At 70.4% G+C, this 18,566-nt stretch carries 21 protein-coding genes and 1 pseudogene; 16 read left to right on the top strand and 6 right to left on the bottom strand.

Annotation, left to right across the window (positions count from 1 at the left end):
* Nucleotides 1-139: 139 nt before the first annotated feature.
* Together AB8735_RS34185 and AB8735_RS34180 are read left to right on the top strand one after the other, a co-directional pair.
* A complete protein-coding gene (locus AB8735_RS34185; RefSeq protein WP_372411523.1) occupies nt 140-832 on the top strand; it encodes a response regulator transcription factor in 693 nt (230 codons plus the stop codon).
* Nucleotides 825-2,255 carry a sensor histidine kinase gene (locus AB8735_RS34180; protein WP_372411522.1) on the top strand — a complete coding sequence of 477 codons (1,431 nt, stop codon included), beginning with the start codon at nt 825-827 and terminating at the stop codon, nt 2,253-2,255. The genes AB8735_RS34185 and AB8735_RS34180 overlap by 8 nt, the downstream gene beginning before the upstream one ends.
* Before the next feature lie 114 nt (nt 2,256-2,369).
* Here the strand turns inward: AB8735_RS34180 and AB8735_RS34175 are convergent, their stop codons facing one another.
* Both AB8735_RS34175 and AB8735_RS34170 read right to left on the bottom strand, forming a co-directional pair.
* Nucleotides 2,370-3,590: a lipase family protein gene (locus tag AB8735_RS34175; RefSeq protein WP_372411521.1), complete on the bottom strand. Its 1,221-nt coding sequence runs from the start codon at nt 3,588-3,590 to the stop codon at nt 2,370-2,372.
* A 311-nt stretch (nt 3,591-3,901) separates the two neighbouring features.
* The gene (locus tag AB8735_RS34170) at nt 3,902-4,315 is read right to left on the bottom strand and encodes a nuclear transport factor 2 family protein (protein WP_372411520.1); all 414 of its coding nucleotides are present in this window, start codon (nt 4,313-4,315) and stop codon (nt 3,902-3,904) included.
* A gap of 147 nt (nt 4,316-4,462) precedes the next feature.
* Between AB8735_RS34170 and AB8735_RS34165 the strand changes: the two genes are divergently transcribed.
* From AB8735_RS34165 to AB8735_RS34125, 9 genes and pseudogenes are all read left to right on the top strand, one after another.
* Nucleotides 4,463-5,056 carry a PadR family transcriptional regulator gene (locus tag AB8735_RS34165; RefSeq protein ID WP_344020659.1) on the top strand — a complete coding sequence of 198 codons (594 nt, stop codon included), beginning with the start codon at nt 4,463-4,465 and terminating at the stop codon, nt 5,054-5,056.
* Nucleotides 5,053-5,787, top strand: coding sequence for an SGNH/GDSL hydrolase family protein (locus AB8735_RS34160; protein WP_372411519.1), 735 nt, complete (start codon nt 5,053-5,055; stop codon nt 5,785-5,787). Before AB8735_RS34165 ends, AB8735_RS34160 begins: the two co-directional genes overlap by 4 nt.
* A gap of 530 nt (nt 5,788-6,317) precedes the next feature.
* The gene (locus tag AB8735_RS34155; protein WP_372411518.1) at nt 6,318-6,698 is read left to right on the top strand and encodes a hypothetical protein; all 381 of its coding nucleotides are present in this window, start codon (nt 6,318-6,320) and stop codon (nt 6,696-6,698) included.
* A gap of 426 nt (nt 6,699-7,124) precedes the next feature.
* On the top strand, nt 7,125-7,493 hold the full coding sequence (locus AB8735_RS34150; RefSeq protein ID WP_372411517.1) for a hypothetical protein: 369 nt from the start codon (nt 7,125-7,127) through the stop codon (nt 7,491-7,493).
* A complete protein-coding gene (locus tag AB8735_RS34145) occupies nt 7,478-8,053 on the top strand; it encodes a tectonin domain-containing protein (RefSeq protein WP_372411516.1) in 576 nt (191 codons plus the stop codon). Before AB8735_RS34150 ends, AB8735_RS34145 begins: the two co-directional genes overlap by 16 nt.
* A gap of 221 nt (nt 8,054-8,274) precedes the next feature.
* On the top strand, nt 8,275-8,673 hold the full coding sequence (locus AB8735_RS34140) for a spore germination protein GerW family protein (RefSeq protein WP_344020667.1): 399 nt from the start codon (nt 8,275-8,277) through the stop codon (nt 8,671-8,673).
* An 83-nt stretch (nt 8,674-8,756) separates the two neighbouring features.
* A complete protein-coding gene (locus AB8735_RS34135; protein WP_344020669.1) occupies nt 8,757-9,713 on the top strand; it encodes a helix-turn-helix domain-containing protein in 957 nt (318 codons plus the stop codon).
* Between the two features lie 122 nt (nt 9,714-9,835).
* Nucleotides 9,836-10,834, top strand: coding sequence for a type I glyceraldehyde-3-phosphate dehydrogenase (gene gap, locus AB8735_RS34130; RefSeq protein WP_372411515.1), 999 nt, complete (start codon nt 9,836-9,838; stop codon nt 10,832-10,834).
* 81 nt (nt 10,835-10,915) lie between these two features.
* A pseudogene (locus tag AB8735_RS34125) lies at nt 10,916-11,537 on the top strand (VOC family protein); the annotation flags it as partial.
* A gap of 63 nt (nt 11,538-11,600) precedes the next feature.
* On the opposite strand, the gene AB8735_RS34120 reads toward AB8735_RS34125, so the two are convergent.
* On the bottom strand, nt 11,601-11,819 hold the full coding sequence (locus AB8735_RS34120; RefSeq protein WP_344020673.1) for a hypothetical protein: 219 nt from the start codon (nt 11,817-11,819) through the stop codon (nt 11,601-11,603).
* Between the two features lie 33 nt (nt 11,820-11,852).
* On the bottom strand, nt 11,853-12,062 hold the full coding sequence (locus tag AB8735_RS34115; protein WP_344020675.1) for a cold-shock protein: 210 nt from the start codon (nt 12,060-12,062) through the stop codon (nt 11,853-11,855).
* 173 nt (nt 12,063-12,235) lie between these two features.
* Between AB8735_RS34115 and AB8735_RS34110 the strand changes: the two genes are divergently transcribed.
* Nucleotides 12,236-12,679, top strand: coding sequence for a VOC family protein (locus AB8735_RS34110; RefSeq protein WP_344020677.1), 444 nt, complete (start codon nt 12,236-12,238; stop codon nt 12,677-12,679).
* A gap of 37 nt (nt 12,680-12,716) precedes the next feature.
* A complete protein-coding gene (locus AB8735_RS34105) occupies nt 12,717-13,190 on the top strand; it encodes a hypothetical protein (protein WP_372411514.1) in 474 nt (157 codons plus the stop codon).
* Between the two features lie 84 nt (nt 13,191-13,274).
* Here AB8735_RS34105 and AB8735_RS34100 read toward each other — a convergent pair whose 3' ends face one another.
* Nucleotides 13,275-13,697 carry a MarR family winged helix-turn-helix transcriptional regulator gene (locus AB8735_RS34100; RefSeq protein ID WP_372411513.1) on the bottom strand — a complete coding sequence of 141 codons (423 nt, stop codon included), beginning with the start codon at nt 13,695-13,697 and terminating at the stop codon, nt 13,275-13,277.
* A 182-nt stretch (nt 13,698-13,879) separates the two neighbouring features.
* On the opposite strand from AB8735_RS34100, the gene eno reads away from it, so the two are divergent.
* Nucleotides 13,880-15,172 (top strand): phosphopyruvate hydratase, encoded by a 1,293-nt coding sequence (gene eno, locus AB8735_RS34095; RefSeq protein WP_372411512.1) that lies wholly within the window; start codon nt 13,880-13,882, stop codon nt 15,170-15,172.
* A 155-nt stretch (nt 15,173-15,327) separates the two neighbouring features.
* Here eno and AB8735_RS34090 read toward each other — a convergent pair whose 3' ends face one another.
* Nucleotides 15,328-16,560, bottom strand: a complete 1,233-nt coding sequence (locus AB8735_RS34090) for a DUF418 domain-containing protein (protein WP_372411511.1) — start codon at nt 16,558-16,560, stop codon at nt 15,328-15,330.
* A 543-nt stretch (nt 16,561-17,103) separates the two neighbouring features.
* Here AB8735_RS34090 and rpmF point away from each other — a divergent pair.
* Nucleotides 17,104-17,274, top strand: coding sequence for a 50S ribosomal protein L32 (rpmF, locus tag AB8735_RS34085; RefSeq protein WP_372411510.1), 171 nt, complete (start codon nt 17,104-17,106; stop codon nt 17,272-17,274).
* Nucleotides 17,275-17,280: 6 nt separating this feature from the next.
* Complete coding sequence (locus tag AB8735_RS34080) at nt 17,281-18,456, top strand: GTP-binding protein (protein ID WP_372411509.1); 1,176 nt, start codon at nt 17,281-17,283, stop codon at nt 18,454-18,456.
* Nucleotides 18,457-18,566 lie beyond the last annotated feature (110 nt).

The raw sequence follows: 18,566 nt of genomic DNA, 5'->3' as shown, positions 1-18,566 counted from the left end.
CACGGACTCTCCTTGTCGTCGACCGATGGCCACAACGTAGGAAAGGGATGCCGAAGGAACTCTTAAAGATCTTGAGAGCGCCTCGGGGACCTTAAGATCCCTTAAGGAGGCGGAGCCCTGACCTGCGATGCTGGAACCCATGGACATCTTGGTCATCGAGGACGACCGGCAGATCGGCAGCGCCCTGCGCCAGGGGCTGCGCGGCGAGGGCTACACGGTGGAACACGTCACCGACGGGCTCACCGGTCTCCAACTGGCCCTGCAGCACCCGTACAAGGCGATCATCCTCGATGTGATGCTCCCCGGCGTGCACGGCTACCGGGTCTGCGCCGAGCTGCGCAGGAGCGGGGTGAGCACGCCCGTCCTCATGCTCACCGCCAAGGACGGCGAGTACGACGAGGCCGAGGGCCTCGACACCGGCGCGGACGACTACCTGACCAAGCCCTTCTCCTACGTCGTGCTCCTCGCGCGGCTGCGCGCCCTGATCCGGCGCGGCGGCGAGGGCGGCAGCGCCGGCGGGCCGCTGCGCGCCGGCGACCTGTGGCTCGACCCCACCACACACCGCTGCGGCAGAGGTGAACAGGAAATCGCCCTGACCGCACGCGAGTTGATGGTGCTCGCCTGCCTGGCCCGGGGCCGCGGCCAGGTGGTCGCCAAGCAGGACGTCCTCGACGAGGTCTGGGACCCCGCGTACCAGGGCGGCACCTCCATCGTCGAGGTGTACATCAGCACCCTGCGCCGCAAGATCGACGCTCCCTTCGGCCGGCGCAGCATAGAGACGGTGCACGGGGCCGGCTACCGCCTGGTCGACGACGGTGCCGCGCGTGCTTAGCCGCCTGCCGGTCCAGACGCGTACCGCGCTGCTGGCCGGTCTGGTGGCGCTGGTGCTCTGCTCGGCCGGTGCCTGGTGGCTGCGCGGCCATGTGTACGCCGCCCAGTTCGCGAGCACCGTGGACAAGGCGCGGGTCCAGGCCCGTACCGTCGCGCACGACCTTCCCCTGCGGCCCACTCCGATGACCAACCTGGACTGGCCGTACCTCGTCGTCAACGGCAAGGGCTCGATCGGCACCGGGGGCAACGGGGCGGCGGACATCGAACTCGACGACCGCGAGCTGCCCCCGGCACCCTCCGGCGCCTCCAACGACTGGCGTGCCACGGTCACCGTCCGCACCGGCGGGGTGATCGCCCGGAAAGGAGACCCCTACCCGGCCGAGGCCGACCGGCTGGCGCACCGCACCTTCACCGCGGTGGGCACGGCGGTGACCGTCGGGCCGAAGGACGAGACCGTCTTCGGCCCCGGGCCGGGGACCTTCACGGTGTACGTCCTCGTCCTGCCCGACGCCGCACAGGCCGCCGCCGACCAGCTCGACGGCCCGCTCGCCGCCGGAGTCCCGCTGATCGCCCTGCTGGTCTCGGCCACCGCCTACGCCGCGACCCGCCGCGCCCTGCGCCCGGTGGACGCCATCCGCCGCGAACTCGCCGAGATCAGCGAGCACCGGCTCGCCCGTCGCGTGCCGGTACCCCCGGCCAGGGACGGGATCCGACGGCTCGCCGTCACCACCAACGAGGCCCTCGACCGCCTGGAGCACTCCACCGGACAGCAGCGCCGCTTCGTCGCCGACGCCGCCCACGAGCTGCGCTCACCGCTCACCGCCCTCCAGACCCGGCTGGAGGCCTCGCTCGCCCGTCCCGAGCAGACCGACTGGCCGCAGACCACGAGCGAATCCCTTGCCGCCACCCGCCGCCTGCACGCCCTCACCGAAGACCTGCTCTTCCTCACCCGCCCCCACACGCCACAGCCGACCCCTGCCCTCGTCGACCTCGCGGGCACCGCGCGCGAACTGGCCGACGAGCTGAGCCTGCGGCACCCCTACAGCCCGCACTTCACGGCCCGCCTGCCCGACACCGCCCCCGTCCGCGGCAACCCCCTCCAGCTCCACCGCCTGCTGCGCAACCTCCTCGACAACGCGGCCCGGCACGCCCGCACCACCGTGGCCGTCACCGTCGACCGGTCGGGCGGCACCACCCGGCTGCGGGTCTTCAACGACGGCTCGTCCATCCCGCCCGAGGACCGCGAGCGGATCTTCCAGCGCTTCACCCGCCTCGACGAGGCCCGCGACCGCGACGCGGGCGGCTCGGGCCTGGGCCTGGCCATCGCCCGGGACATCGCCACCCGCCACCACGGCACCCTCGAAGCCGTCGCCCCCGGCCCGGAGGGCGGCGCGGCCTTCCTACTGTGCCTGCCGACTGCCTGAGCGCCGCGCCGGCTCGTCCGGGCCGGTGCTCAGGCGGTCGGGCATGAGCAGGACGACCACCGCGACGGACAGCAGGATGCCCTGCCGCTGACGTCACTGTCTCAGCCGGTCTTCTCAGCCGGTCTTCGCCGACTCGTCGAAGAACCTGATGATCCGGGGCAGGGCCTGCTGTACCGATCCGCTGTGGTCGTAGTCGCCGACGTCGGTCAGCCGGTGTGCGGCGCCGTTCCTCGTCAACTGGTCGGCACAGTACGTCGCATGGCCGAAGTCGACGTCCTTGTCGCCCCGGCCGTGGAAGATTTCCACCGGCGCGTTCGGCCGCCAGTCGCAGGTGTTGTCCATCGGGCGCAGTCTGTCCTTCAGGACGCCGTCGGGCTTGCGGATCTTGTTCAGGAAGTCCTCGGTGAACAAGTCCTTGGAGGCCGCCGGGAGTTCGCCGACGATCTGCTCGGCGGTGTGACGTCCGTCGAAGAGGCCCTCCACCTTGCGGTCGTAGGGGGCGCGGAAGGCGTCGCCGGGTGAGGCGTAAAGGCCGTACATCCTGTTCCAGGCGGTGACGAAGTAGGCGAGGTAGATGCCGGATTTGGCGATCTTGTCGTCGGCCGCGGCGGCCTCGAAGGCCGAGAGGTTGTAGGGGCCGCCGACCGGGGCCAGTGCCCCCGGCCGGAAGTAGCGGTCGGCGTCCTCCTGCTGAAGTGCCCGGCCCACCAGCATGGTCGCGGGGCCGCCCTGCGAGAACCCGCTGACCTGAACCTTCCGCTTCAGCTCCCGGCCGTTCCGGTGGGCGACGGTCCGGGCCGCGCGCAGGCCGTCCACCGAGGCCGAGACCGTGGCCCGGGGGTCACCGTAGGGGTGGAATCCTTCGCCCGAGCCGAGGCCCACGTAGTCGGGCGCCGAAACGGCCCGCCCGGTCGAGGCGAACAGCAGGGCGGCGAGCCGGTCGTCCGACTTCGGATTCTCCGAGGCGACGTCCTTGCGGTAGACGGTGGTGCCGTGCAGCCAGGAGACGGTGGACAGGTGGCGTTCCCCGTTCTTGGGCAGGACGACGAGCTGGCTCGCGGTCGTGGGGGCGCCCGTGCTGTCCGTGGTGCGGTAGGTGACCCGATAGGCGGTCACGCCGTAGCGGACCTGGGACGAGTCGATCTTCCCGCGGAGTTTCCCGGCCACTTCTTCCGCTGTGAGGTCGGCCGCCTGCTCGACGGAGACGACGGCCCCGCCGTGCACCCGCTCACTGTGGGGGCCGGCCACCGCCGGGACCGGAGCCACCAGGGCGGACACACTGCCGACGACCGCAGCGCCGGCCAGAGTCCGAATTTTTGTTCGCCGTGAAGTCATGGATGGATCATGCCCGTTGGCCACACCGCCGGGACATGGAGCGACCCCCAGGCCGCAAGGGGGGAGAATCCCCTGGGGGTCCCGTAGGGAATGCCTACGGGACAGGCCGAAGACGTGCGCGGCGAGGTGGGCAGCCGGCCGACGGTCGGTGCGTCGATCTTTGACACGGTGCGGCTCCTTGGGCGGGCCGGCCGGGGCCGCCGCGTCCCGCGACGCGGCGGCCTTGCGGATTGACGCGCTGTGGCACGCGATGAAGCCGTGCACAGCCGGTATGGGCGCCGGCGGTGGCCGGGCGCCGGGGAAATGAGGATTCAGACGTCGGGTCCGGACCCGGCGGCCTGTCCGGCCTCGTGGGCGATCCGGTCGAACTGGGCTCCCATGGCCTCGGCCAGCGCCTGGGCGGCGGACAGCGGACGGACCATGACGGTGAAGTCGTCGATCTTCCCCTCCTCGTCGAAGTGCAGGAAGTCGCAGCCCTGGATCTGCCGGCCGTCGACGGTCGCGGTGAAGACGAAGGCGTGGTCGCGGCCGTCGGGGTTCGCGATCTCCCGCACGTAGGCGAAGTCCTCGAAGACCCGCATCACCCCGCGCAGGATCGCCGCGGTGATCGCTTTGCCCGGGTACGGCTTGAAGGCGACAGGGCTGGTGAAGAGGACGTTCTCGGCGAGGAGCGCTTCGATGGCGGCCTCGTCGCGGTTCTCGACGGCCTTGCGGAACGGGTGCACAGCCTCACCTCTAGTCAATTCGTTGAGTAGACGCGTCGGAGACTATGGCGGCGCGGCGTGCCCGCTGTCCACCCCCTGCGGGCAAGGCGGCAACAACGGCCGAATACTCATATCCATGACTAGTCAACGATGCAATACTCTGCCCTCATGGCATTGCGCAACGCGGTGATGGCCGCCCTCCTCGAAGGCGAGGCATCCGGCTACGACCTGGCCAAGGGCTTCGACGCCTCCGTCGCGAACTTCTGGATGGCCGCCCCTCAGCAGCTCTACCGGGAGCTCGAACGCATGGAGAGCGAGGGGCTCGTCTCCGCCCGGATCGTCGAGCAGGAGCGCCGGCCGAACAAGCGGCTCTTCTCACTCACCGAAGCCGGAATGGAGGCCGTGCGCGCCTATGTCGCCGAACCGCCGGGCAAGCCGACGACGATCCGTGACGAGCTCCTGGTCAAGGTGCAGTGCACGGACGTGGGGAACGCCGAGGCCGTACGGGCGGCGATCACGGAGCGCATGGGGTGGGCCGAGGCCAAGCTCGCCCGGTACGAACGACTCAAGGAACGCCTCCTGAAGGGGCGCACGGAGGACGAGTACTGCGCACAGGCCGAACGCATCGGGCCGTACCTGACACTGCTGCGCGGCATGGCCTTCGAGAAGGAGAACATCCAGTGGGGCGAGACCGCGCTCCGCGTACTCGAACAACGCGCGACAGCGACGCGTGACGGGAAGCGCGCCGCATCACGGACGTGACGCTTCGGGCCCCCTCCCCCACCAACTCACCGAAACAGAGGCCCTGCCATGCCCGCCACAACTCCGGTCTGCTGTACGCCGATCTCGCCGTCCGAGGCCGCCTGGCCGGCCAGGTCCACGCCGAACAACTCGCCCCCGCGCTCGCCCTGAGACCGGACCTCGCGACGGTGGCAGCCGGCGTCAACGATCTCTTGCGGCCCCGCTTCGACGCCGACGAGGTCGCCGGCCACCTGGAGGCGATGTTCGCCGCACTCACCGCCCGGGGAACCCGCGTCGCCACCCTCACCTTCCCTGACATCGCCCGCATCACCCCGCCGGCCCGGCCCGTACGCCACCGCGTCACCGCCCTCAACCACCGCATCCGCCGGGCCGCACACCGGCACGGCGTCGCCGTCGCCGAGACCGGTCATCACGCCGTCGTCACCGACCTCCGTCTGTGGAGCACGGACCACTTGCACGCCAGCCCCCTCGGCCACCGACGCATCGCCGCCGCCGTCGCCCATGCCCTCGCCCTGCCCGGCAGCGACGACTCCTGGACCCACCCCCTGCCCACCCCCACCACCCCGTCGCCCACCGGCCGGCGCACCGGCGCCGCCGAACTGCGCTGGGCCGCCGACTTCCCCGGCCCCTGGATCACCCGCCGCCTGCGCGGCCGCTCCTCGGGCGACGGCCGCACGGCCAAGCGCGCACACCTCACACCCCCAGGTGCCGGGCCCGCCCAGGAGGCGTGACCAAGCGCCTCCGGTCCTCCCCGGTGCGAGTGCCGCCCGGAGATTCTCGACTCAGGGCAAGACTTTGACGGCAGCTTGCCAGAGGTAGGCGTCGAGGCCGCCCTTGCGAGGCGGTTGGGGGGCGAACCCGCCGTCGCCGACGAGCGCGTGAATGCCCGCCGTGCACAGGGTGGCCAGGCTCCCGAAGCCGACCGACTCGGCGGCATCGGTGGTCGCGGAGCAGGGCCCCGGGCTCCGTCGCGATGTCCGTGATCCCACCGTGTTGATCTTCAGTGGGTGAGGAGTGCGCGTTTGCGGAGTTCAATTCGCCGACCGAATGACCGGGAATGGCTCTGGGGCAGGCGCAAGCCCAGTGGGAGCATGAGCATGCCAAAGAGGGCCCATCTCGACGACTTCCAGGGGGAATTATGCGGATATGCACCCGTATACGTACGGCCTCTGCTGCGCTCGCCGTTGTCGCGGCCAGCCTCACGTTCACCACAGTCGGAACCGGATCCGCCAATGCGGCAAGCTGTCCCCCAGGCGGCCAGGTGCTCGGGGACATCCAGAGCATCAAGGCGGGCTCGCAGACCATCGGTCAGTTCTACCTCGGGTGGAACTGCAGCGGCGCCTACACCGAGGTCAACCTGTGGAACACCAACTACGTCAACAATTGGAGATTCGGCCAGGTCGACGTGAAGTCCAGCTCGGACAGCTCCGTGAACTCGAACAAGCCGGTGCTGAACAAGGGCACGTACTGGTTTGACGCCGGGTACATCCCAGTGACCGGCGTGACGAACAACCGCGAGTACACCGGGAACTGGAACTTCACCGCCTATGGGCACTCATGCTCCGGCGAGACCTCGACGTGGAACTTCTCCTACGGCGGCGTGAGCAACACCAACAACCACCCGTACTCGCACTGCAGTTGACGGGTCGAGAAGGACAGACATCGTCGCCACCGCGTCCGGGACGGACGGAACTTCCGGCGGGGAAGAAGCAGTGGCACAACAGAATTGATGCGGACGGCAGTTAGCTCCTGCGGAGCGTGGGCCTTCTCGTCCCCCGGTTGAACGCGAACCACCACAGGTAGAGCCCGGATCCGTTCCGGTAGTCGACGCACCGGCCTCGCTGACAGGAGGCAGGCCCAACTTCCTCACCGGCCGGAAAGAGCCCCGTGGGACGCACGGGCCTGTGCGGGACGCGAGGGCGGCTGTAGCGTGCTCAGCGTTTCGCACCGGCATGGCACCGTTCCCCAGCAGGAAAGGACAGTCGAGTCGATGAGAACGCTGAGAAGGCTGAGAAAGCCGGGGAGACCGAGAAGGCGGCACAGACGCCTCGGCCGACTGGTCGGCGTCATGACGGCGATCGCCACGGCCCTGGCGGTCGTGGGCACCGCGCCGGGCCCCGCCGCCGCGGGGAGCAAGGCCCGCGCCGCCGTCTTCGGCTCCTCCATAGCCGCCGCCCGCAACTACGACGGCCGGCTGGAACTCTTCGGTACCAACAGCGGGGACGGGGTCTTCCACCGCTTCCAGGGCCACCCCGGAACAGCCTGGTCGCCGTGGTACCAGTTCGACGGCGCACTGCGCGCCGTGGCCGCCGAGACCAACGCCGACGGGCGCATGGAGCTGTTCGGCGTCAACGGCGCCGGTCCGTCTACCACCGGTGGCAGACCTTCACCGCGGACAAGCCCTGGTCGGACTGGGAGCAGATGGACGGCGCCCTGACCTCGATCGCCGCCGCCCGCAACGCGGACGGCCGACTGGAGATCTTCGGCGTCAATGGCGCCGGGTACGTCTATCACTGCTGGCAGACAGCCATCGGCGGCCCGTGGTCGGCCTGGGAACAGCTGGACGGCCGGCTCACCCAGATTGCCGCCGAGACCAACGCCGACGGGCGCGTCGAACTCTTCGGCGTCAACAGCAACGGTGGCGTATTCCACAAGTGGCAGACCGTCCTGGGCGGGCTGTGGTCGCCCTGGGAGCAGATGGACGGCTCCTTGACCTCGATCGCCGCCGCCCGCAGCGCCAACGGCCGACTGGAGATCTTCGGCACGAACAGTGCCGACCAGATCTTCCACCGCGCCCAGACCGGGATCGGCGGCCCGTGGGCCGGGTGGGAGCAGTTGGACGGACTGCTCACCCAGGTCGCGGCCGAGACCAACGCCGACGGGCGCGTCGAACTCTTCGGCGTCAACAGCGGCGGCTACCCGTATCACCGCTGGCAGACAGCCATCGGCGGCCCGTGGTCGGGCTGGGAGCAGTTCGACGGACTGCTGCGGCCCTGACGGGCCACTGAGGCCGCATCGGCCGCAGCACGCGCGTGCCGTCGGGGGCTCTCCGTCCCGACGGCACCGCCCTGCTGGACGAGGTCGCCGCCGCAACTTCCCTCACCCATAGGGCAAGTGGCGTGCCCGCGCCCCCCGCCGCACAACCGATCCGCACGCGGCCCATGCCGGGCCCTCCCATATCCTCGGAACCGCCGTACCCGCCTACCCGGAGGTATCCGATGACCGGCCCAGACATACCGAACCGGCCCGTCCCGCAGGCCGACACGGCCGCAGTCCTGATGGAACGCCTGGCCGAACAGCTCGGTAGCCGGGCCTCGGTGTCGGCCGTCTTCGGCGAACCCGTCACCAGCGGCGGAATCACCGTCATTCCGGTCGCCGAAATCGCCTTCGGATTCGCCGGGGGCACGGGCCCCGAAGCCGGAGCCGCAAACACCGGCACGGGAGGGGGCGGAGCCGGCGCCCGCCCCCGCGGCTACATCGAGATCAAAGACGGCATCGCCGCCTACAAACCCCTACGGGCCCCATGGGTGAACGCCGCCGTACCGCTCGCCGCCCTCCTGGCAGGATCCGTCGTCCCCCTGCTCGTTCGCCGCCTCGCCAAGCGCCGCCCTCGCTGAACAACTGCGACGACGGACCGGACATCAACTCACGTACGTACCGCCCTCTCAGAGAGGCGTCACGCCCCACGTAATCTCTTCCTGTGCCAGCCTCCCGCCTGCATCGCGTCGCCGTCCTCGTACTCGAAGGCGCGAAGCCCCTCGATGTCGGAATTCCCGCGCAGGTTTTCACGACCCGCGCGAGCATGCCGTACGAGGTGCGGATGTGCGGGGCGACACCCGGTCCCGTGGCCGGCGGCGACGGCCTCGCGTACTACGTCGACCACGGCCTCGACGCGCTCGCCTGGGCCGACATCGTCTTCGTCCCCGGCTACCGGTTCCCGGACCGCGAGGACCCGCCGCAGGCCGTCGTCGACGCACTGATCGCCGCCCACGACCGGGGCGCACGGCTCGCCGCCATCTCGACGGGCGCCTTCGCGCTCGCCGCCACGGGCCTGCTCGACGGCAGGCGCGCCACCACGCACTGGCACTACACGCGGGCGCTCATGGCCAGGCATCCGCTCGTCCGGGTCGACGAGAACGTGCTGTTCGTCGACGAAGGCAGCGTGCTCACCTCCGCCGGCGCCGCCTCCGGCATCGACCTGTGCCTGCACATCCTGCGCGGCGACCTCGGAGTGGCCGCGTCCAACCACGCGGCCCGGCGTCTGGTCGCCGCCCCCTACCGCAGCGGCGGCCAGGCCCAGTACGTGCCGCGCAGCGTCCCCGAGCCGCTCGGCGAGCGGTTCGCCGCCACCCGCGAGTGGGCGCTGCACCGGCTCGGCGACCCCCTCACCCTCGACATACTGGCGCGGCAGGCCGAGGTCTCGCCGCGCACGTTCTCCCGGCGCTTCGTCGAGGAGACCGGTTGCACGCCGATGCAGTGGGTGATGCGTGCCCGCATCGACCTGGCCCGCGAACTGCTCGAGCGCTCGCAGCGCAGCGTCGAGCAGATCGCCACCGACGTCGGGCTCGGCACCGGCGCGAACCTGCGCCTGCACTTCCAGCGCATCCTCGGCACCACACCGAGCGAGTACCGGCGCACCTTCACCCGGGGCGAGTAGCCCGCCCGGCACCCGCGTGGCGGGATCCTTTTGGCGGGATCCTTTTGAACCGTGGCGATCCCGCCACTGTCAGCGGCGCGGGCCGCGGACGAGCATGGCGGCGAAGGGAAGGGACCTCACTCATGACTCGCATCGCCATCAACGGATTCGGCCGCATCGGACGCAATGTGCTGCGCGCACTGCTGGAGCGCGACAGCACCCTCGAGATCGTCGCCGTCAACGACCTGACCGAGCCCGCCACTCTCGCCCGGCTGCTCGCCTACGACTCGACGGCCGGCCGGCTCGGGCGCCCGGTGACCGTCGACGGGGACACCCTCGTCGTCGACGGCCGCCGGATCAGGGTGCTCGCCGAGCGCGAACCGGCGCAGCTGCCGTGGGCCGAACTCGGCGTCGACATCGTCCTGGAGGCCACCGGCCGCTTCACCTCGGCGAAGGCCGCCCGCGCCCACCTCGACGCGGGCGCGCGCAAGGTACTCGTCAGCGCGCCGTCGGACGGCGCCGACGTCACGCTCGCGTTCGGGGTCAACACCGACGCCTACGACCCGGCCGTGCACACGATCGTCTCGAACGCCTCCTGCACCACCAACGCGCTCGCGCCACTTGCCGCGGTCCTCGACGAACTCGCCGGTATCGAGCACGGGTTCATGACGACGGTGCACGCCTACACGCAGGAGCAGAATCTGCAGGACGGTCCGCACCGCGACGCCCGTCGCGCCCGGGCCGCCGGCGTCAACATCGTGCCGACCACGACCGGCGCCGCCAAGGCGATCGGCCTGGTGCTGCCGAAGCTCGACGGCAAGCTGTCGGGCGACTCGATCCGCGTACCGGTGCCGGTGGGCTCGATCGTCGAACTCAACACGACCGTCGCCCGCGACGTGACGCGCGACGATGTGCTGGCGGCGTACCGCGCCGCGGCGGAGGGGCCGCTCGCCGGCATCCTCGAGTACTCGGACGACCCGCTCGTGTCGTCCGACATCACTGGCAATCCGGCCTCGTCGATCTTCGACTCGGCCCTCACCCGCGTCGACGGCCGCCGCGTCAAGGTGGTCGCGTGGTACGACAACGAGTGGGGCTTCTCGAACCGCGTGATCGACACGCTGGAGTTCCTCGCCACCCGCTGACCGGGCGCCGGGGGCGGTATCCCGCCTCCGGCGACCGTATCTGCCAACTCTCCCCCTGGGCGCTCTGGTTGACCAGCCGGGCCCGACACCGCCGCGGCCGTCGCCTTCTCCAGCGCGGTCTTCGACTGGGAGTTCCGGTCCGCGGGTCCCGGCTCCGGCGGTTACGGATTCTTCCGGAAGGACGGCAGGACGGTCGGGGCGATCGGCCCCCTCACCGAGGAGGGCGCGAGCCCGGCGTGGACGCTGTACTTCCGGACGCCGGACGCGGACGCCACGGCCAAGGCCGTCGAACAGCACGGCGGGCGGGTGCGCAGCGCGCCGTTCGACGTCTTCGATGCCGGGCGGACGGCCCAGTTCACCGACCCCGGCGGGTGCCCTCGGCTTCTACGCGGCGGTGTTCGGCTGGCGTTCGCAGGCGATGGACATGCCGGGCATGACGTACACGGTGCTCTCCACGGGCGAGGGCGACCAGCAGGACGCGTCCTTCGGCGGCGTCGCCGGGCTGCAGGGCGATACGGAGGAGACGCGCTGGATCCCGTACTTCTCGGTGGACGACGTGGACGAGACCGTCGCCAGAGTGCAGGGCAGCGGCGGTTCGGTCCTGATGCCGGCGTCCGATGTCCCGGACGTGGGCCGGATGTGCTGGCTGACCGATCCGTTCGGGGCCCCGTTCGCGATCATCAAGCCGAAGCCGCCGCAGTAGCCCTCGTTCACCACGCGGGCTAAGGAGTCGTCGGCTTGCGCCGCGGTGCCGGTCCGGCAGCGGTCAGGCCGAAGAGTCCCCATTGGCGCAGGTCAGCCAGGACTGCGTGATCGTCCTTGCCTCGTCCGCCTGTTCCGGGGTGACGACGCCCTCCATGTCCGGGCCGCGTCCCAGGAAATCCCTGACGCGTTCGCGCTCATCGGCGCTGACGACCCAGACGGACGAGGTGGAGGACCCGTCATCGTGCCAGTCGAGCACGCTCAAGGTGTGCCGTTGGGGCATCGCGTCCTCCCAGCGCCTCGGTAACGGAGATGCTCAGAGCGGCTTGACGTTCTCGGCCTGCAGCCCCTTCTGCCCCTGGGTGACGTCGTACTCGACCTTCTGGTTCTCCTCCAGGGAGCGGTACGAGCCCGGGCCTCCCTCGATCGCCGAGAAGTGGACGAAGACGTCGGGGCCGCCGTCGTCCTGCTCGATGAAGCCGAAGCCCTTCTCGGCGTTGAACCACTTGACCTTGCCTGTAGCCACGGCCCCTCCTGGGGGTGAGGGTGGCGTCCTGCTGATTCATCAGCGGACATGCCGGTAGAAGCCGGTAGAAAACGACTACCTGTCCCACGGTATCTCCGACGCCCCTGCCCCGCGCGCCGACCGCCGGCCTGGCCGAGCCGACGGCGTCGGACCCGGCCCCTATCCTCACGGGCATGACGATTCAGCGCATGGACAATGTCGGCATCGTCGTCGACGACATCGACGCCGCCGTCGATTTCTTCACCGAACTCGGCATGGAGTTGGAAGGCAGGATGCCGATCGAAGGAAGCTGGGCGGGAAATGTCGTCGGGCTCGGCGGCGACATGCGATGCGAAATCGCGATGATGCGCATCCCGGACGCCCCTGGCCGGATCGAACTGGCGAAGTACCACACCCCGAAGGCGATCACCCCCGAGCCGGAGATCACCCCGGCGAACACGCTGGGCCTGCACCGCGTCATGTTCGCCGTCGACGACATCGAGGACACCCTCGCCCGCCTCCGCCCGCACGGCGCCGAACTCGTCGGCGAAGTGACGCGCTACGAGGACAGCTACCTGCTCTGCTACCTCCGCGGGCCGAGCGGAATCATCCTCGCGCTGGCCGAGCAACTGAGCTGAGAAACGGCGCCGACGGCGAGTGAGTGAGAATTGATCCGTGATTTACGACGACGACCATCTGCGGGGCGTGCTGCGGGAGCTGGACGACCCGGAGTCCATCGCATTCCCGCGCGACCACGCGAGACGTACGGCTCCCTGCCGGTTCGAGTCGCTCGTCCGGCTGCTCGAGGAGCGGTTCCGGTGCGTCTGCGAGGTTGATCGTGGTGTCCAGGACGCCTCCTTCCGCGGCGAGATCGTGGTGCCGTCCACGGCGACGGAGAGCAGGCAGCGGGTGATCGTCCGGCTGAGCAACTTCGGCTCCCTGATCACGGCAGGTGCGGGCGGCCACGCTCGCGACAGCGCCCTCGCCGTCGAGCGGCTGCACGAGGAGGACCGGGACCGGATCGCAACCGCCTCGGCCGATCTCGGCTGCACTTATGTCCCCGGGCGCCTGCTGAGGGAGCGGTACGACGGAGGGAACCTGGAGGACTGGCAGACCATGTGGTGGCACCGCTACTTCGACTACGCGTGAGCCGCGCCGACTCGGCGGCCTCGAACCGCATCCGCTCCCGCTGAGCCCGCTGTCTCGCGGTCGGACCGCCCCATCGGACACGCCCTAGTGCGCCGCGAGCCTCTCCACCAGCCCGATCCCCCGCGCCAGCAACTCCCGCTCCTCCCCCGTCAATTCCGCCTCGATCGCCCGCGCGAGCCAGTCCGCCCTGCGCCCCCGCTCCTCCTCCAGCAGCGTCTGCCCCGCTGAGGAGAGCTCGACCAGGCTCTTGCGGCCGTCGGTCGGATGCGCCCGGCGCGTGATCAACCCCTGTTCCATGAGCAGTCCGACGGCCCGGGCCATGGACTGCGGGCGCACCCGCTGATCGGCCGCGAGCTCGCTGGTCGTCATCGCACCGTTGCGGTCCAGCGAACCGAGGACGGCCACCTGGCCGAGCGGCATCTGGTCCTCGAGCTTTACGCGCCGCGTGAGCTTTCCCATCGCGGTGCGCAGTTCGGCCGCGACGGCGGCGGATTCCGGAAGGGGCATACCGGATTTTAACGCAGCTCCGCTGAACAGCAGAACTGTGCAGCAAAGCTGTGCAGCAGAGCTGAACAGCAAGGCTGAACAGGAGAACTGATCAGCCTTGCTGTACAGTTTGCGGTGTCGGGTCCAGCGCCACCGTCGCCGCAGCCACACCCGGCACATATGCGACAACGGGAAGGACTCCCATGACCGCCATCACCTCCGTCACCGGCCGCCGCGTCCTGGACAGCAGGGGCAACCCCACCGTCGAAGTGGACGTGGAACTGGCGGACGGCTCCATCGGCCGGGCCGCGGTCCCCTCCGGCGCTTCCACCGGTGCCCGCGAAGCCGTCGAACTCCGCGACGGCGACCCGGCCCGCTGGCACGGCAAGGGCGTCGACCGCGCGGTGCGCCACGTCAACACGGAGCTCGCAGCCGTCGCCACCGGCCGCGAGGCCGAGGACCAGGCCGGTCTCGACGCCGCCCTCGTCGCCGCGGACGGCACGCCCGCCAAGTCCAGGCTCGGCGCCAACGCGATCCTCGGGATCTCCCTGGCCACCGCCAAGGCCGCAGCCGCGACCCATCGCCTGCCGCTCTACCGCTACCTCGGCGGCTCCGACTCCCGGCTGCTGCCCGTACCGATGATGAACATCGTCAACGGGGGCGCGCACGCCGACAATCCCCTGGACTTCCAGGAGTTCATGATCGCCCCGATCGGCGCGGCGACCTTCGCCGAGGCCGTGCGGATGGGCTCCGAGATCTTCCACACCCTGCGCCGCGACCTCCTCGCCGCCGGGCACTCCACGGGTGTGGGCGACGAGGGCGGCTTCGCACCCGCCCTGCGCACCGCCGAGGAGGCCCTCGACTTCGTGGTGACCGCCGTCGAGCGCACGGGTTACCGGCCGGGCACGGACATCGGCCTGGCCATGGATCCGGCGTCGTCCGAGTTCTTCCGCGAAGGCGTCTACGACTACACCGGGGAAGGAGTACGGCGCACACCCGCCGAACACGCCGACTACCTGGTCAAGTTGATCGACGCCTACCCCATCGTGTCGATCGAGGACCCGATGGCCGAGGATGACCTGACGGGGTGGCGGGACCTGACCGCACGGGTCGGTGCGCGCTGCCAGCTCACCGGTGACGACGTGTTCTGCACGAACGAGACCCTCCTGCGCGAGGGCATCGGCTCCGGCGTCGCCAACTCGGTCCTGGTGAAGGTCAATCAGATCGGCACCCTGACGGAATCCCTGGCCACCGTCGACACCGCCCACCGGGCGGGCTACACCGTCGTCATGTCGCACCGCTCCGGAGAGACGGAGGACACGACGATCGCAGACCTGGCGGTGGCCACGGGCTGCGGCCAGATCAAGACCGGGTCGCTGTCCCGCTCCGATCGCACCGCCAAGTACAACCAACTCATCCGCATCGAGGAGCAGTTGGGCGACAGTGCCCGGTACGCGGGCGCGGAAGCGCTGCGTCGCCAAGGCACGGGGCGGTAATGCGGGACTGATCGTCGGACAGGCCGGGGCGGGGGCGGCGTGCTCGGCGGCGCGTCGGCCGGCCGTGTGACCATCACGCCGAGTGTCCTGCAACTTCGCTGCCGCGGGCCCGCGGCCCGGGTCCGGACCGAGACAGACGAATCGCTCCTCGTGTTCTACGGCACGTACCGGGCAAGGTTTGCCACTCTGTACACCAGCCATTCGAGAGGTCCACGGCGGAAGAACCGCGACCAGATGACGGCGAACACCGTGGCGGCGCCGACGAAGCCGAGCAGAACGGGCATGGGCGATCCCGGCGCCTCCTCGATGTCCAGGAGCCATATTCCGCCGAAGTGGAGGACGTACGCCGTCAGGGACATGGATCCCACGGCGATGACCGGCCGGGCCGGGGCGCGCAGGCGCGGGACGGTGTCCACGGCCATGAGGCAGAGGGCCAGGACCGCGATCGCCACTCCGGTGCCGCCCACGATCGACAGCGTCGTCTCGCTGTGCGGAGAGGCAGCCAGCAGCCAGGCCGGCGTGTCGTAGGTGGGGTAGCCGGCGCTGTCGGACCACCAGGCGCTCGCCGCCCCCGGTCCGGCCACGTCGGCAAGGGCGCGGGCGGCGCCGGGGACGAACCGCAGTGCCAGCCAGGAGCCTCCGTGGCCGACCACCGCGAGGCAGACACCGGCGACGGCGAGCCGGACGCGGACCGCGGTGCGCGCCAGGTCCAGGCGGCCGACGGCCATGCCCGCGATGACGAACGGGACCCAGGTGATGGCCGGGTAACTGCCGCCGACGAGGAGGGAGAACACGTCGTCGGCCCCGTTCTGGTTCCCGTACCCGCTCCCGCCGGTCATCTGCGCGAGGGCGTACAGCACTTGGGGGAAGACGATGGCCGCCGCCGTCGCGATCAACGCCAACTGCCCTGCGCGGAGCCGGTGGAGCGGCAGCACGAGCAGGAAGTACACGCCGTAGAAGGCCAGGATGACATCGACCGGAGGGTCGGTCATGGCCAGCGCCGTACCGGCGGCCACCAGCACCGCGGCCCGGATCACCACTTTGGCGACGGCCTGACGGCCCGCGACACCCGTCTTCGGCGTGCTGCGCCCGGTGATGACGACGACGGTGAAGCCCGCCAGCAGGGCGAAGAGCGCGGAGGCCCTGCCGTGGGACAGCTCCATCAGGAAGCCGATCGCCCCGCCCGCGCTCGGGCGGGGACCGACATGGGCCGCGTACATGCCGAAGACCGCGAGACCACGGGCCAGGTCGACGCCGAGCAGCCGGCCCGCGGAAGCACTGCCGGTCCGGTGCGCCGGGCCCGCCGTGTCGGCCGGAGGCGGAAGCCGACTCCGCTGTGCGCAGATTCCCGGATGCTTCTCCGCCGTACCGGCCGACGGTCGCGTCAACAGCCGGGTTCGCTGCCCTCGTTCTATCTCACCCCGTACCATGCGATCCCCAACGATCACAGTGCGGGACAGTCACACGTTGCAGGGGATCAGCGGTCGCAACTCGCGCTGCTCGTGTCATGACTCGACGATAGTGGTGCCGAGCGCGTGCGCCGCCATTCGGCAATGAACCCATACATTTCCTAACTGCACGTCCTGCAAGGCGTGTTCGACCACTGCGTCCGCCGACGCAACCACCCGTCGCCCGCGCGGCGCCGCGGCTTCCCGGCGCGCCCCAGGATGCGGCACCGGGCCAACTATCGCTGCCCGTAAGGGGCTTCGATCATGGCTCAGGAGAGCCGTGGCGCTGGACTCACTCGGATAAGACCGGATAAGAGGAGCCCGGGCCGCGGAAGAGGTATCGCCGCCGACGCCCTCGCGATGGTCGTAGCTCCTCGTTGCCCGATCGGCGCGGTCCTCCACGAAGAGTCACACGCCACTTGGTAACGGTTTCCGTTTTCATGTAGCGTGACGGCACACACCGACGACGGAGGTCCCGTTCCCATGGCCGTACCCAAGCGGAAGATGTCCCGTTCCAACACCCGCCATCGCCGTGCCCGGTGGAAGGCGACGACGCCCCAGTTGGTCCCGGTCACCGTCGACGGCTCCGTGCGCCTGGTGCCGCAGCGGCTGGTGAAGGCGTACGAGCGCGGGCTGCTGGGCCAGGAGGGCTGACCGGTCATGGCTGAGCACCGGCTGCCGGTGACCGTCCTCTCCGGCTTCCTCGGCGCGGGCAAGACGACCCTGCTCAATCACGTCCTCGCCCACCGCGGTGGGCTGCGCGTCGCAGTGATCGTCAACGATATGAGCGAGATCAACATCGACGCCGCACTGGTGCGGGGCGGAGAGGGGGCGCTGTCGCGGACCGAGGAGCGTCTGGTCGAGATGACCAACGGGTGCATCTGCTGCACCCTGCGGGACGATCTCCTCGAGGAGGTGGACCGGCTGGCCCGCGAAGGCCGCTTCGACTACCTGCTCATCGAGTCGAGCGGAATCTCCGAACCCCTGCCCGTCGCCGCCACCTTCGCCTTCCCCCGGGATGACGGCGCGGCCCTCGGCGACCTCGCCCGGCTCGACACCATGGTCACCGTCGTCGACGCCGCGAACTTCCTACCCGAGCTCGCGGGCGGCGACGGCCTGGCGGAGCGCGGCCTCGATCAGTACGAGGACGACGAACGGACGGTGAGCGATCTCCTCATGGACCAGGTCGAGTTCGCCGACGTCATCGTGGTCAACAAGCTCGACACGGTGGGCGAAGCGGATGCCGACCGGCTGCGGGCGGCGCTCGCCCGGCTCAATCCGGCCGCCCGCGTCGTACCGGCCGAGCACGGCCGGGTGGATCCGTCGGCGATCCTCGGCACCGGCCTCTTCGACCTGGAGCGTGCCCAGCAGGCGCCCGGCTGGGTGAGGGAACTCAACGGCGACCACACCCCCGAGACCGAGGAGTACGGCATCTCCTCGACGGTCTTCCGCGCCGGACCGGCCTTCCACCCCGAGCGGCTGTGGACGTTCGTCACCGAGGAACTCGACTCCGGGGCCTACGGCCAAGTGCTGCGCTCCAAGGGGTTCTTCCGGCTGGCCGGGCGGGACCGGGTGGCCGGACTGTGGTCGCAGGCCGGGGCCGTGGCCCGGTTCGAGCCCGCAGGTGTGCAGGAGCATGACGGGCAGGGCCAGGAACTCGTCTTCATCGGCACCGAGTTGCGCCCGGAGGCATTGCATCGGGCCCTGTCCGCCTGCCTCGTGAGGCCGGACGAATCGGGGACGTCATGGGCCGACCCTTTCCCCGTCTGGGACGTCCACGGCCTGGACGACGCCGCGTGCGAGCACGATCACGGGCTGGAGGCAGCCCGGGCATGAGCGCCCGGGCATGAGGTCCGGACGTGCCCGAACCCGCAGGGGAACATTTTCCCTGGCCGGACCATGGGTCGTCGGCCCTGGTCACACGTGAGGGGGCGAGGCTCCGGCCG

The sequence above is a fragment of the Streptomyces luteireticuli genome (assembly GCF_041519305.1).
Lineage (GTDB): Bacteria > Actinomycetota > Actinomycetes > Streptomycetales > Streptomycetaceae > Streptomyces > Streptomyces luteireticuli.
This window is presented reverse-complemented; position numbering and strand designations above follow the sequence as displayed.